We start from the raw sequence: 13,682 nt of genomic DNA on the forward strand, positions 1-13,682 counted from the left end.
GCAACGAGGGCGACGGCGGCGATGGACGGCGAGATTACGTCAACCTTATCGCGGCATATGTAGGGGCAGTCCCGTATGCTTGGCATATGGCTTGGACTATTGACGCACCCCTAGAAGAACTCCCTGATCTGCCACCGTTGCCGGACTCTATTGCGGAGCGCCTGACAGACGCTTTGTCTCGTCAAGCCCTCCAGCAGCCCAGCTGGGATAAGGACCACGCATCGCGCGTGCGCCGCATCCTGGAATCGGTACCGCCGATCGTTGTAGCACCAGAAATCCGCCGCCTGAAGGAACAGCTTGCCGAGGTCGCACTGGGTAAGGCATTCCTCCTGCAGGGCGGCGATTGCGCCGAAACCTTCGAAGCGAACACGGAGCCGCACATCCGCGGCAACGTGAAGACCCTCCTGCAAATGGCTGTGGTGCTGACCTACGGCGCCTCCACCCCCGTGGTGAAGATGGGACGCATCGCGGGACAGTACGCAAAGCCTCGCTCCGCGGACCGCGATTCTTCCGGGCTGCTGAGCTACCGCGGTGACCTGGTCAACGGCGTGGAAGCCACCGAGGAAGCCCGCAAGCACGACCCATCGCGTATGGTTCGCGCCTACGCGAATGCGTCGGCGGCCATGAACCTGGTGCGCGCGCTGACCACCTCCGGTACCGCTGACCTGTACAAGCTGCACGAGTGGAACCGCGAGTTCGTGGCGGAATCCCCAGCTGGAGCACGCTACGAGGCGCTGGCCCAGGAGATCGACCGCGGACTGGAGTTCATGACCGCCTGTGGTGTGTCTGACTCCATCCTGCGCACGGCGGAGATCTTCGCCTCCCACGAAGCGTTGGTGCTGGATTACGAGCGCTCCATGCTGCGCCTCGGCCACGACGAGCACGGCGAAGACGCGCTGTACAACTTGTCCGCACACCAGGTGTGGATCGGTGAGCGCACCCGTGGATTAGAAGACGCACACATCCAGTTTGCCTCCCTCATCGGTAACCCGGTGGGTGTGAAGATTGGCCCAACCACCACGCCGGAAGAGGCCGTGGCATACGTGCACAAGCTGGATCCGAACAACGATCCTGGTCGACTGACCCTCATTACCCGCATGGGTCACGACAAGATCCGCAGCGTGCTTCCCGCGATCGTGGAGGCTGTGGAGGCAACCGGCCACAAGGTGATCTGGCAGTGCGACCCGATGCACGGCAACACCTACACCGCGAACTCCGGTTACAAGACCCGCGACTTCGACAAGATCATCGACGAGGTTCAGGGATTCTTCGAGGTTCACCGCGCCATCGGTTCCCACCCTGGTGGAATCCACGTGGAGTTGACCGGCGAGGACGTGACCGAGGTTGTGGGCGGCGGCCAGTCCATCACCGATTCCGACCTTGCGTCCCGCTACGCCACCACGGTGGATCCTCGACTCAACACCCAGCAGTCGCTGGAGCTGGCGTTCCTCGTGGCGGAGATGCTGCGCGGCTAGCGATAGTTGACCGGCGAGCGGAAGCCGGCCGCTGGCTACAGCGTCTTGATCGTGACCGTAGCCCCCTTGGACGTCTTCGACATCGGACCAGGGGACTGCGAGTAGACAATGCCACTCTTCTTGCCGTCGATGTCTACCTTGAAGCCCTGTTCCTTGAGCTTCTTCTTGGCGTACTCACCGGTCATGCCCAGCACGAAGGGGACGGTGGCTTCGCCGGATACGTAGACGGTGACCTTGTCACCCTTGCTCAGCCGGGTTCCTGCTGGTGGGTCGGTGCGGATCACGTGACCGGGTTCCACCGAGCCACCTTCTTCTTCCTTCACCTTGTCCACCTTTAGTCCGGCGTCCTGGATCGCGGCGGATGCGGAGGATTCCGATTCGCCTGCCACATCAGGAACCTCGATGGGCTGCGGACCCTTGCTGACATGCACCGTCACGGAGGACTGAGTTTTCACAGCCGTACCGGGGGAGGGTTCCACGCGGACGATGCTGCCCGACGGGACCGAATCCGAGTATTCATCGTCGCCCGTGGCCCCGTTGAGGGTGAGCCGGTTGAGCCGTGAGATATACGACGCCGCAGTCTCTTCTTCGTTCAGCTCCGGCACAATGGGCTGGCCGAGAGACACCAGCATCACCACATCGCTGCCCTGAAGGACGCGATGGCCAAACGGCGGCTCGGTTTTGATGACGGCGCCGAGGGGGACATCATCCGAATACTGTTCGGTGACGGTGGTGTGGAAGCCCTCTTGCTCCAGGGAAGAGGTGGCGGCCACCCGGTCCATCCCCAACACGGAGGGCACTTCGCCGTAGCGTCCGCTGGTGAGCCACCAGGCGCCGAGGGCCATGCTGACCACCAGCGCGATGACCACGAGCAGCCACACGACCGTGCGGGCGGTCGAGCGATTCGTGAGCGGGCGCGAGGCGGGTGCATTGGCAGGCCGTGGAGACGGAGGCACCGGGGCCTGCGCGGGCACGGGCTGGTGCGGCTGCGCCAGTGGGGCAGGGGAGGCCGCGGGAGCCGCGGCTGTGTCCTGCTGAGGCGTGGGTGCGACCCATTGGCGCGTTTCGTAGCGTTCGTAGGGGTCTCCGGCGGGCGGATCCTGGGCGTCGTCTGAGTCCGGCTCTTGATCCTCGGAGGGGATGGTCAACGTGCGTGTGGCCATGGACGCGTCATCCCAGGACTTGCGTTCACCGAAGTCTGCGCGGGAGAGCGCTTCGGCCACCCTGGAATGCCGCGGCACGGGAACCTTAAACGGTGGGATCTCCAGTTCTTCTGCAACCTCCAGGAGATCCTCTAAGAACTCCTGGCCATCCACATAGCGCTGCTCTGGATCCTGGTGGCAGGCCGTGGCAACAATGTCGTCGAATTCCTGCGGAATGCCTTCTGCCAGGGTGGAGGGCAGCGGGACGTCGTTGTGGAGACGTGCCGTGGCGGTATCAATAGGGTTGGTGCCATTAAAGGGGGTTGTGCCCGTCATGAGCTCGAACATCAACACGCCGGCCGAATAGACATCGGATGCCTGCGTGAGGTGCTTGCCCTGTACCTGCTCAGGGGAGAGGTACGCGGCCGTTCCGATGACCTGCCCGTGGGACGTGTCCGTGGATGTGCCAATGGCGCGGACTAGGCCGAAGTCGGCGAGCTTCACATCGTGATCCTCGCCGATGAGGACGTTGTCCGGCTTGAGGTCGCGGTGGATCATTCCCGTGGAATGGGCCACCGCGAGTGCCGTGAGGACCGGTTTCATCACAGCCACTACCGCGTGCGGTGGCATGGGGCCGCGCTCCCGGAGCAGCTCGCGCAGCGATCCGCCTTGGACCAGCTCCATGACCAGGAACACCAATTCCTCCGCAGAGTCATCAGAGTTCTCCGCGGAATGCGCTCCGCGACGCTCCTCGATGAGCGTGGTGTCCACGCCTTGGTCGAACACATTCACCAAGGACGGGTGGGACAAGCGCGCCACGGCGCGTGCTTCGCGTTCGAAGCGGGTCCGGAAGGTGGTGTCATGAGCCAGCGCACTGTCCATGACCTTGACGGCAACCTCGCGGTCTAGGCGTGTATCGATAGCCGCATACACGGTGGACATGCCGCCTTGTGCGATAGCAGTGGCAATACGGTAACGGCCGTCCAAGAGATCGCCGGGGTACAGGGTAGACACGAGGTGAGTCGCCGATCCTTTCTCGCTTTGTGCGCTTCCTGGGGACATTCCTGGGGACAGGGGTGATGAATATCAAGGATACATGCACTAATGTGACAGCCGTGAACAATGAAACTGACTCAAACCCAACCGCTAGCTCGGCAGCTGAGGCTCCTCGGGCGTCCGTCGCACCGGTCGAAGGCTCGAACGTGGTGGTCTCCACCGCGGCCGTGGGCGGCATCCCCGAAGGCACGCGTCTGCTGGCGTTGCCGGACGCCGCGGAGAAGGCCGGCATTGTCGTCACCCGCCTGTTCGACATGCTGCGCAACAAGCAACTGATTGCCGTGCGTATCCAGGATGTCCGCTACATTCCTGAAGCCTTTTTCAACGAATCTGGTGAGGTCAACAAGTTCGTACCCGGCGCCATCGCCTTGCTCTCCGATGGTGGGTACAACAATCAGGAAATCCTGGATTACCTCTTTACCGACGACGACTCGCTTCCCGGTCGCCCAGTGGACGCCCTGCACGGCCACCTTGCCCGCGAAGTGATGCGCCGCGCTCAGGCCATGGCTTTGTAACAAACGCCGCAGCGGCCAGCCACCCCATCACCACGAGCATGAGCAGCACCCACCACAGTGTGTACAGGCGGTTGTTGCCGCCGCCGTCGAACATCATGCTCAGCCACATCACGAACACGGCAACCACGTACAGGCCCCGTGCCTCACGCACCCACAGGCCCACGAAGGCCAGGGCCGCGGCGTAGTACCACGGCAAGGTCACGGTGTTGAACACGCACGTGACCATGTAGGCCAGCGTGACACCCTGAATCGCCCGCAGGGGATCGTGGCGGAACAACCACCACACGACCACCAGTCCCACCAGCATGATGGCGGTGGAGATGGGGCGCAACGCATCCACGATCACGTTGAACGTCAGCCCCGTCTCAAACGGAGACAAGAGTACCTGCGCAGTGGACGCGAGGAAGCTTGGAAGCGCCAACGGGTTAATGACCTTGGTATTGCCCGTGACCTGCGTGACCCAGCCCCAGGATTGACCGGAGGCCGCCGTGATGGCAGCCATCACGGCAACGGTGACCACCACGGCGAGCACGCCAGTCCATACAAGGGTGAGTAGGCGTCGGCCCGTATCCACCACTGCACGCTGACGTAGCGCGCCGGGCGCGGGGAGGGACCCGGCAATGCGCGCGACCGTGATCCACACCAGGAACGGCAGGGCGATGATTGCGGTCGCTTTCAGCGCCGTTCCCACTGCAATCAGCGCGGCACCGGCCACCAGCCCCGGCACGGGTTTCCAGGTCAGCGCCACCACGTAGCCGGTGAGTACCAGCGCCATCATCAGATTTTCGTTGTGCATGCCGCCCAGAAGATGGATCAGGCACAGCGGATTGAGCACACCAATCCACACTGCAAGGTCAGCGCGGGCGCCCATGTGCTCAGCCAGCCGAGCCACCGCCCACACCATCACCGCCACGCTGGCCAGGGACAGCAGCTTGAACGCCAGGACTCCCGCGGTGATGTTATCGCCCGTCACACGGGTGATGAGCTCACCAATCCACAGGTGCAGGGGCCCGTACGGCGTGGTGGTATTGCGCCAGTCCGCGCTGACCTCGAACAGCATCGGGCCGGGGTTGGCGGCTGCGCCGTGCGTGTAGGCGTCGATCCCATCGCGGGCCAGCGTCCCCTGCATCAGGTAGGAGTACACATCGCGGGACATCATGGGGCCGGCGAAGAGGAACGGGATCACCCAGCTGGCCACCGCGCGGCGTCGAAGGGGAGCACCGTCGCGCCACATGTGGCCGCCCACGCTGATCCAGCTGACGATCAGTAGGGCGATGGCGATCCAGAACACCACCGTTAAAATGCCCTGCATGTGGCCGCTGGTGAAGGACGTGAGCCCCAGCAGGTGCATGATGCCACCGCGGATGCGCGGGGCGCCGACCGCATGCGAGCACAGCGCGATGATGATGCTGCCGACCAGCCCGATGGTGATGGCTGAGTCGTAACTGATCGCACGGAATCTGTGCGCCCAGTGGTCCAGCAGCGCACGGGTGAAGGATGTGCTTGTGGACGTGCTTGTGCTCATCGCACTCCACCTCCTGTGATGCGGCGTGCTGCCAGCGCGCCCGAGATAATCGCGGTCGGCACGCCCACGCCCGGGGTGGTGCTGGACCCGGCGACCACCAGGTTGTTGTAGCCAAACGCGGGGTAGTTCTTGGACCTAAACGGGCCAGTTTGGAGCAGGGTATGCGCCGCGGCAAACGGCGTGCCCGCACCGTACTGGTGCTCCCGGGCGTAGCTGGTGGGGGTGTCCACGCGGGCGATGGCGATGTTGTCTGCAATGCCGTGGTAGCCGCGCTGCTCCAGCACGTCCAGAATCTCGCGCACATAGTGCTGCTGCAGCACATCCCAGTCGATGGAGGCGGACTGCAGATTGGGCGCCGGCGCCAGAATGCTGATCGGCTCATAGCGCACACCGTTGTTCGTCTCCACGCGCTCAGGCACCGTGCAGGCCGGACGCGTGATCAGCAAGGAGGGATCGGACATGATCTTTCCCGCCCCATTCTTCGCGGTCAGCTCCTCAAATGTCTGATCCCACTGCTCACCGAAACTGATCGTGTGGTGCTGCTGGGACGCCCACTGCTCGCTGACCTCCGTGGGGATCGTCGCCTGAATAACCACCGCCGACGGCGAGTACGTGATCTTCTTCAGCGCATCCTGGCGCCCCAGCCACCCCGCCGTGATGGGGAGATCGACCGTGGAAATCACGGCGTCCGTTGCAATTTTTTCCCCCGACGCCAACTCCACGTTCGTTACGCTCACACTATCTGTGTGAAGCCGTGCGACAGGAGAGTTGAGACGCAACGTTCCCCCAGCCGTGGTGAACGCCTTGGCGAGGAACTCGGCGGTATCTCCAATGGAGAAGGACGGGTAATACACGCCCATGGACGTGTCCATGTGCGAGATGACGGAGTACACGGCCAAGGCCTTGCTGGGGGCGGTGCCCACATAGAGAGCCTGGAAGGTAAACATGCGTTCCAGCTCGGGATCCTGGAGCTGCTGCGCGCACGCGTGGCCCAGCCGGCCGAACGCACCAGCGGAGAGCAGCCGCAGCATCGAGGAGGCAGACGCCGGCGTGGCGACCACATCCAGGAGGCTATCGAAGTCCGAGGCGAGAAAATGCTCGTAGGCCAGGGTGAACATGGACTCAGCCCAGGCGCGGTGCGTGTCATAGCCGTCGATCAGACGTGTGACGTCCGGGGCAGTCTCACGGCACTGGAACTTGTCGGTGGCGAAGCGCCGTAGTTCCTTGTGCATGCTGTCCGGGTCGGAAAAGAGGGTGATGTGGCGGCCGGAGGCGAACTCTCCCCGGTACGCGGGGGCCAGACGAGTGTGCCCCCATCGGGTGCCGTTATCCAGCACCAGGTCGCGAGGGTTGATACCGGCGGACGCGATGGCCGATTCCGCCAGCTGAGGCATGGTGAGAACGGTCGCGCCGGTATCAGCAAAGAAGTCTCCATGGGCGGAAGTGAGGTGTTCGGTTCGGCATCGACCTCCCACACCGGAAGCTGCCTCCACGATGGTGACGTCCTTTCCCGCGGCCCGAAGCCTGAGACCAGCGGAAAGTCCCGAAAGGCCGGCGCCGATGATGAGCACACTGTTGGCGTCGTTAATACGTTTACGGGTGGTTGCGCGGGTCATCGGGATCAACGGGCGAGGGAGCTTCAGGTGCCGGCGATCGGAAACAGGGGAAGACTTAGGCATGGCGGGCGCGGTCCTTGGTGTGTCAGTGCTTCACGGCTAGAAGGGGGTGAAGGGCTAGCAGAGCTAGTAGGTTTAGAACGTTCGATGGGTGAGTGTTCGGGCAAAACGCGACAGTTCCTGGGTGAGCTCATCGGACAGGCTGGCGGTGTTGATCAGCTCGATGGCTCGGGAGGAATGCTGGTCGATGAGGCTTTCCACTCGGGAGGCAGCGCCCGTGTCATGGATGATCTGGCGCAGGGCATTGACGCTGTCCTCGCCGGCGTCGCCCGCAGGAATCGTTCCGAGGTGAGCGCGCAAGGTGCGTTCTTGCTCTGGCGTTGCCTGCTCGAGCGCGAAGTTGATGAGGGTGGTGCGCTTGCCGGAGCGTAGGTCGTCGCCGGAGGGCTTGCCGGTGACATCGGGGTCCCCGAACACACCCAGCTGGTCATCGCGGAGCTGGAAGGCCACGCCGATGTCGTGGCCGATCCGGCGGAGCCGGGTGATGAGCTCGTCCGGGGCGCCGGCGATCGACGCCCCGATGTGCAGTGGACGCGCCACGGTATAGGACGCGGTCTTATACGTGATGACGTCCATGGAATCCTCCACGAACTCGCTGCCGTTGGCCTCGAGCGCGATGTCGAGCATTTGGCCCGAGATCACCTCGGTGCGCATGGCACGCCATGGGCCGAGGGAACGGCGCAGGGCCTCTGCGCCGATGCCGGAGGTCGTGAACATGTCATCAGCCCAGGCCAGGGCCAGATCGCCGATAAGGATGGCTTGGCTGATGCCGTAATGTGCAGAGTCGCCCAGCCAGCCGTCGCTGGAATGCTGACGCTCGAAAGTGCGGTGGGCGGTGGGGTGGCCGCGCCGGGTATCAGATTTATCGATGATGTCATCGTGAATCAGGGCGCAGGCCTGGATGAACTCCAGAGAGGAAATTGCGGTCAAAGCACTGTCTGCGGTGAGCGTGTTGTCTGCGGTGGATGGGGCTCCTGGAGAGGCGGACGGGGTGTGACCGCCGGCTTCTAGACCCGCTTTGACGCCCGCCCAAGCGAAGGTGGGGCGGACGCGCTTACCCCCAGAGGTGACGAAATCGCTGAGTACAGTGATGGCCTGGGAGACCAGGGGGTTGATGTAGGAAAACTCTTCGTGAGAATCGACAAAGTACTGATGGAGGCGCGTATTCACTGCCTGCGGAACGTCCTGCAGTGGTGATTGAAGTGTCCAGTTCTCTCCAAGAGTGCTCATGCTTAGTGATTCTAGTGGTCTTGGGTGACAACTGTAGAACCCCTCACGACATGGTGTGGTGCCAGCCTAACGCCACTAGACAGCTCTGTTCAGCTAAGATCTGTGGGTATGCCTCCAGTAAGTAGACAAGTAGCAGTCTCTCAAGCCATATCGTCCCAGGTGCCGGGCCGTATTCCCTTTTCCGTGGAGTTCATGCCGCCCCGAGATGACGCGGCGGAAGAGCGTTTGTGGAATTGCGCGGAAGCCTTCCACGATTTGGGTGTGAGCTTTTGTTCCATCACCTACGGAGCTGGAGGATCTACCCAGGAGCGCACCCTGCGCGTGGCATCCCAGCTGGCGGCCAAGCCACTGACGACCCTCATGCATATGACGTTGGTGGGGCACCGCCGTGACGAGCTCGTGGAGCTAATTGAAACGTTCGCCAAGGAAGGCCTGTCGAATCTGCTGGCATTGCGTGGTGACCCGCCGGGGGATCCGAATGCTGAGTGGATTCCGACGGAAGGTGGATTCACTCACGCCGTCGAGCTCATCGAGCTGGTGAAACAGACTGAGGCTACGCAGCATTTCGACATCGGCATCGCCAGCTTCCCCCAGGGGCACTACCGTGCGATTGATTTGGAGCATGACACGAAATACACGCTGGAGAAGCTGCGCGCGGGAGCGGAGTTTTCCATCACCCAGATGTTCTTTGATGTTGATGACTACCTGCGCCTGAGGGATCGCCTGGCTGCGGCAGATCCGGAGTTTGGAGCCAAACCGATCATCCCGGGGCTCATGCCAATCACGTCGATTCGCGGCGTGCGCCGGCAAATGGAGCTTGCCGGGTGCTCGCTGCCGAAGCCGCTGGAGGAGAGGCTCATGAAGGCTGCGGCTGGCGATGAAGTGGGCAATGCTGCGGCGGTGCGCGAGGTAGGTATCGAGATCACTACGGCGATGGCCGAACGTTTGATCAGTGAAGGTGCGCCGGACCTCCACTTCATGACGATGAATAATGTTCACGCCACCCAGGACGTGCTGCACAACCTGGGCATGGCACCGGCGTGGGGGCCGGATCTCGGTCACGACGCGGTGCGGTAGCGCCGAAGAATGCCGAATGGGCGAGGGTCCGAAGGGAAATAGAAATCCCTGAGGACGTCCTGGAAGCCTAGTTTGCGGTAGAGCTTCCAGGCGGCGTTATCTTCCTGGGGGACTTCCGGGGTGGAGAGCATGACAGTGTCCTGGGGAGTTCGGGTCAGGACGTCGTGGAGGAGAGCTTCGCCGATACCTCGGTGTTGTGCGGTGGGGCGCACGTGGATTTCTGACAGCTCGGCGTAGTCGCTGAGCTCCTTCGCTACGGCTTCGGGGGAGTGGCTGTGGGCTGATAAACCACGTGCGACCTGCTGGTACCACCACGAATCGGGAGTTCCCTTAAAACAGTAGGCCACTCCGGCGACGCGTTGCCGCGGATCGGTGATGTCGGGTGCGGACGCGCTGTGGTGGATGAGCGCCATGCTGCAGGTGAAGTCTTCGCGGTGGGCATTGGCGATCCACAGGTTTCTGCGAGACAGGTGTGCGCTGGAGGGGTAGCGCATGGCCTGGAGATGGATGTCGATCAATTCATCAATGCGATGGATGAAGTGGCGTGCGTCAGCCGTGACGATGGAGACGGTGACGGAGGCATCCAGATCAGGTGGGGTCATAGTTGTCTATAGTGCCAAATCTCTGCGACGTGCCACCAGAGATTGTTGAAAAATAAACTATGGAACTGGTGTTCTATTTATGTGGAATCAATGGGGAGGTTGTGTAGGGGTTGAGCTCTAGCGTATGGGTAACGCTTTTGAACGGCAGAACATCCAGTCAGACCGATCGGAGCGGATTGCGAGAAAGCTTAGACCGCATGGTTTACAGCGAAAGGTAAGGAGTGATCACAATGGCTACTCGGATGAGTGCGCGGGCGCGTGTGGCATCAGCTCGAGCGTTTGTGGAGGATGCAGAACGTCAGCTGGAGTTGGCGCGTGCGGAGCTGCGTTTCGATCAGTCAGTGGTGTACTCCTATCGCGCAGCGCTGCGCGCCGCCGGTGCTTTGATTCAGTGGGCGGCACAGGATCGGCAACGAATCCCTCAGGGGAGCGCATGGGATAAGTTGGCCAAGCTGGATCCAGAGATGCAGCCGTGGGTGGAGGAGTTTCGCACGCTGGCCCGCTTATCGTCGCGCGCGGATATGGGGCTAGAGAAAGATTTATCCCCAGAGCTGGCCCACTCCATCTATGTTCGGGTGTGCGCGTTTGTGGATGTGGCCAGGGGGAACGTGAAGTACTTGCCGAACGTCGCATAAGTGCGCGGTGCTGTAGGCTGGGCGTTAGTGCGGTTCCTGCGCAGTTACCCCCGCAGCGGGGAACAAAATAAGTGGCCTTACCGTTAGATAATGCAGAGGCTGCTGCCATACACACCGACGGTGCACATGTTCGGCACTGTTGTCCAACATCTGTACTCATAGGCCACGTGCGGCACTGCGGTAGGCGAAACGATATCAAAGGAGGTAGGCGATGGCTCTTTCTGAGCAAGAACAGCGCATGCTCGCGGAGATCGAGAAAGCGCTCATTGCTGAAGATCCACGGCTTGCTCGACAGGCAACCAAAGCTCACAACGAGTCCAGCTTTAACTTCAGTATTCAATCCATCGCCCTCATGATGCTGGGGCTGCTCGGCCTGATCGGCGGCATTGCCTTGGCGCAGAACTCCCTCTGGTTCGTCTCTATTAGCATTCTTGGCTTCCTGATCATGTTCGCAGGAGGACTGCTGGCATTCGGACGCTCATCGACCTCTTCCAAGAAAAAGGCCTCCGCACCACAAGCAAAGTTGAACCTCTCTGCCTCGGGCAAGAAAGGTGGCTTCGGAGACAAGATGGAAGATAGCTTCCGCCGCCGCTTCGACAAGTAACGCCGAACTCTAGAACGGTACCCACAGAAACCTCCCGGTCTTTACCGGGAGGTTTTTTGCTGCGCGCTGTTGCGTTCCGTACGGGGTGTCACTGTGTGCCGCGCCGGGTGAATGTGGGCTCGCCGTGTCGCCGGAGGCAGTAGACGTGACCTAGGTGTGGCGCCAGCCCCACAAGCTAGGAAAAATCCCCCACTTTCCCCCACGAATTCAATCATGTACTCTTGAGGCAGCTCATGAACATTTTTAGCTTGCGAGCCCTTCTGGAAAAACCTCGAGAAACGCCGCTACATGGTGGCTTTAGGTGGACTAGGTGGGGTAAAGTGGGGCACGTTGCTGCGGATGGTGGCAACGCAGTGAAAACTTCATAGAGCGAGATGCATTAGTTGTTGGTGTGCTTATCGTCACCCGGGCGAGGAAGGGAGAACCCCACGTGTTCTTCGGTACTTTCACGCCCAAGTTGGATGACAAAGGCAGGCTGACGCTTCCGGCGAAGTTCCGCGAAGAACTCTCCGACGGGCTCATGGTGGTGAAGGGGCAAGACCGTTCACTGGCTGTGTACCCCAGGGAGCAATTCCTCCGCCGTGCGAAAAAGGCCTCGGCGGCCTCCCGCACCAATCCGCGTGCTCGAGCCTTCGTGCGCAACTTGGCGGCGAGTGCCGATGAGCAGACCTTGGACTCTCAGGGGAGGATCTCAGTCTCCATTCCTCATCGGGCTTACGCCGGGTTGGAAAAGGACTGCGTGGTCATCGGCAACGTGGACTTCGTTGAAATCTGGGATAGCAACGCCTGGGCTGAGTACAGCGAGGCCCATGAAGAGGATTTCTCCGCAGGAGATGACGAATCCTTTGCCGAGTTCCTCTAAATGCAGCTCGAAGAGTGTGCTCAGGCCCTCACCCGCATGGACGACGTGACGCTTGGTTTTCTTCCCCAATATCAAGCCCACACCCAGGCTGGTGAGGCCCTGTCCACACTCTGAGCACTCTCGCTTACAGAAAAGTAACTCACTCGTAGTACACCGCCTCCGCTCATCCCGCCCATCGGAGACCAGTGCAGAAAGGAGGGCAACGCCATGGCCCCACAGCGCCAAGACCCGCACCACGGGCATGTTCCCGTGATGCGCGATCGCATGGTCGAGCTGGTGGGCCACGGTGTGCGCGCAGCGTCTGCTCCAGAATCCCCCGTCATTATCGACGGCACCCTCGGATCCGGCGGTCACTCTGAAGCATTCCTGACAGCGTTTCCTGACGCGATCGTGGTGGGCTTGGACCGAGATCCACACGCCCTGGCGGAAGCGAGGGAACGCCTCGAGCCTTTTGGCGACAGGTTCTGCAGCTACCACACACGCTTCGACAACGTCAGCGAAGCGTTGCATGGGCTCGTGGACGCGGGGCAACTGAGTGAGCAGGTACTACACACCGGAGTCTCCGGCTTCCTCTACGACCTCGGAGTGTCCTCCATGCAGTTGGACCAGGCTCCCCGTGGGTTTTCCTACAGCGTGGATTCCCCTCTGGACATGCGCATGGACCCGCAGATCAGCCTGACCGCAGCGGAGATTCTGAACACCTACTCCCATGGCGATCTGGCTCGCATCCTCAAAACCTACGGTGATGAGAGGTTCGCCGGGAAGATCGCCTCTGCGGTCCTGCGCGAACGGGAGAAGGAACCCTTCACCCATTCGGGCCGGCTCGTCGAGCTGCTCTATGCCACCATTCCCGCCGCATCCCGACGCAGCGGGGGACACCCCGCCAAGCGCACATTTCAGGCGCTGCGCATCGAAGTGAACGCGGAGCTGGAAGCCATCGAACACGCCATCCCCAACGCCACCGGGTGGTTGCACACCGGCGGCGTGGGCGTGTTCATGAGTTACCAATCGCTCGAGGACAAGCTGGTCAAAAAGGGACTCAAGGATCTCACTACCTCGCGATCTCCTGCAGGCCTTCCCATGGAGCTTCCAGGAACTGAGGCGCCGTTCGAGTTCCTCACCCGAGGGGCCGAAAAAGCCTCCGAGGAGGAAATCGTCCGGAACTCTCGTGCCGCCCCGGTACGCGTGCGCGCCGTGAGGCGCATCAGCGACGGAGGGCACACAACATTTCCCATCGACGACAGCAACGCACACACGTAAACCACTACAACAACACACCGTGA

The 13,682-nt window shown here is 61.7% G+C and carries 12 protein-coding genes; 7 read left to right on the forward strand and 5 right to left on the reverse strand.

All coding sequences use genetic code 11. The features are described 5' to 3' along the window. Positions 1-86: 86 nt before the first annotated feature. Positions 87-1,475, forward strand: a complete 1,389-nt coding sequence (locus tag IAU67_RS03300; RefSeq protein WP_151843067.1) for a class II 3-deoxy-7-phosphoheptulonate synthase — start codon at positions 87-89, stop codon at positions 1,473-1,475. Positions 1,476-1,510: 35 nt separating this feature from the next. On the opposite strand, the gene IAU67_RS03305 is transcribed toward IAU67_RS03300, so the two are convergent. Further along, entirely contained in the window at positions 1,511-3,631 is a 2,121-nt protein-coding gene (locus IAU67_RS03305) for a Stk1 family PASTA domain-containing Ser/Thr kinase (protein ID WP_225723590.1), read from the reverse strand. A gap of 188 nt (positions 3,632-3,819) precedes the next feature. Here IAU67_RS03305 and IAU67_RS03310 point away from each other — a divergent pair, with 188 nt between their 5' ends. Beyond that, the gene (locus IAU67_RS03310; protein WP_225723604.1) at positions 3,820-4,188 is read left to right on the forward strand and encodes an Rv2175c family DNA-binding protein; all 369 of its coding nucleotides are present in this window, start codon (positions 3,820-3,822) and stop codon (positions 4,186-4,188) included. Here the strand turns inward: IAU67_RS03310 and IAU67_RS03315 are convergent. The 3 genes from IAU67_RS03315 to IAU67_RS03325 form a co-directional block, all read right to left on the reverse strand. After that, entirely contained in the window at positions 4,091-5,713 is a 1,623-nt protein-coding gene (locus tag IAU67_RS03315; protein ID WP_151843069.1) for an alpha-(1->6)-mannopyranosyltransferase A, read from the reverse strand. The two genes, IAU67_RS03310 and IAU67_RS03315, sit on opposite strands and share 98 nt — an antisense overlap. After that, positions 5,710-7,392 (reverse strand): phytoene desaturase family protein, encoded by a 1,683-nt coding sequence (gene crtI / locus IAU67_RS03320; RefSeq protein WP_151843070.1) that lies wholly within the window; start codon positions 7,390-7,392, stop codon positions 5,710-5,712. Before crtI ends, IAU67_RS03315 begins: the two co-directional genes overlap by 4 nt. A 72-nt stretch (positions 7,393-7,464) precedes the next feature. Further along, positions 7,465-8,619 carry a polyprenyl synthetase family protein gene (locus tag IAU67_RS03325; protein WP_151843071.1) on the reverse strand — a complete coding sequence of 385 codons (1,155 nt, stop codon included), beginning with the start codon at positions 8,617-8,619 and terminating at the stop codon, positions 7,465-7,467. Positions 8,620-8,727: 108 nt separating this feature from the next. Between IAU67_RS03325 and IAU67_RS03330 the strand changes: the two genes are divergently transcribed. Then, positions 8,728-9,696: a methylenetetrahydrofolate reductase gene (locus IAU67_RS03330; protein ID WP_151843072.1), complete on the forward strand. Its 969-nt coding sequence runs from the start codon at positions 8,728-8,730 to the stop codon at positions 9,694-9,696. Here the strand turns inward: IAU67_RS03330 and IAU67_RS03335 are convergent. Next, positions 9,678-10,298 carry a GNAT family N-acetyltransferase gene (locus IAU67_RS03335; protein WP_151843073.1) on the reverse strand — a complete coding sequence of 207 codons (621 nt, stop codon included), beginning with the start codon at positions 10,296-10,298 and terminating at the stop codon, positions 9,678-9,680. The two genes, IAU67_RS03330 and IAU67_RS03335, sit on opposite strands and share 19 nt — an antisense overlap. Before the next feature lie 230 nt (positions 10,299-10,528). On the opposite strand from IAU67_RS03335, the gene IAU67_RS03340 reads away from it, so the two are divergent. The 4 genes from IAU67_RS03340 (at position 10,529) to rsmH (ending at position 13,659) form a co-directional block, all read left to right on the forward strand. Further along, entirely contained in the window at positions 10,529-10,933 is a 405-nt protein-coding gene (locus tag IAU67_RS03340) for an SAV_6107 family HEPN domain-containing protein (protein WP_151843074.1), read from the forward strand. 211 nt (positions 10,934-11,144) lie between these two features. Then, positions 11,145-11,537 carry a DUF3040 domain-containing protein gene (locus IAU67_RS03345; protein ID WP_151843075.1) on the forward strand — a complete coding sequence of 131 codons (393 nt, stop codon included), beginning with the start codon at positions 11,145-11,147 and terminating at the stop codon, positions 11,535-11,537. Between the two features lie 430 nt (positions 11,538-11,967). Then, positions 11,968-12,399: a division/cell wall cluster transcriptional repressor MraZ gene (mraZ, locus tag IAU67_RS03350; RefSeq protein ID WP_151843076.1), complete on the forward strand. Its 432-nt coding sequence runs from the start codon at positions 11,968-11,970 to the stop codon at positions 12,397-12,399. A gap of 207 nt (positions 12,400-12,606) precedes the next feature. Then, complete coding sequence (rsmH, locus tag IAU67_RS03355; RefSeq protein ID WP_151843077.1) at positions 12,607-13,659, forward strand: 16S rRNA (cytosine(1402)-N(4))-methyltransferase RsmH; 1,053 nt, start codon at positions 12,607-12,609, stop codon at positions 13,657-13,659. Positions 13,660-13,682 lie beyond the last annotated feature (23 nt).

It is taken from the genome of Corynebacterium zhongnanshanii (assembly GCF_014490575.1).
GTDB classification, from domain to species: domain Bacteria; phylum Actinomycetota; class Actinomycetes; order Mycobacteriales; family Mycobacteriaceae; genus Corynebacterium; species Corynebacterium zhongnanshanii.

Excerpts from the sequence above, each read along its gene's own strand:
- IAU67_RS03300 (WP_151843067.1), top strand. The coding sequence starts at position 87 with ATGGCTTGGACTATTGACGCACCCCTAGAAGAACTCCCTGATCTGCCA.
- IAU67_RS03315 (WP_151843069.1), bottom strand. The coding sequence starts at position 5,713 with ATGAGCACAAGCACGTCCACAAGCACATCCTTCACCCGTGCGCTGCTG.
- crtI (WP_151843070.1), bottom strand. The coding sequence starts at position 7,392 with ATGCCTAAGTCTTCCCCTGTTTCCGATCGCCGGCACCTGAAGCTCCCT.
- IAU67_RS03325 (WP_151843071.1), bottom strand. The coding sequence starts at position 8,619 with ATGAGCACTCTTGGAGAGAACTGGACACTTCAATCACCACTGCAGGAC.
- IAU67_RS03330 (WP_151843072.1), top strand. The coding sequence starts at position 8,728 with ATGCCTCCAGTAAGTAGACAAGTAGCAGTCTCTCAAGCCATATCGTCC.
- IAU67_RS03335 (WP_151843073.1), bottom strand. The coding sequence starts at position 10,298 with ATGACCCCACCTGATCTGGATGCCTCCGTCACCGTCTCCATCGTCACG.
- IAU67_RS03340 (WP_151843074.1), top strand. The coding sequence starts at position 10,529 with ATGGCTACTCGGATGAGTGCGCGGGCGCGTGTGGCATCAGCTCGAGCG.
- IAU67_RS03345 (WP_151843075.1), top strand. The coding sequence starts at position 11,145 with ATGGCTCTTTCTGAGCAAGAACAGCGCATGCTCGCGGAGATCGAGAAA.
- rsmH (WP_151843077.1), top strand. The coding sequence starts at position 12,607 with ATGGCCCCACAGCGCCAAGACCCGCACCACGGGCATGTTCCCGTGATG.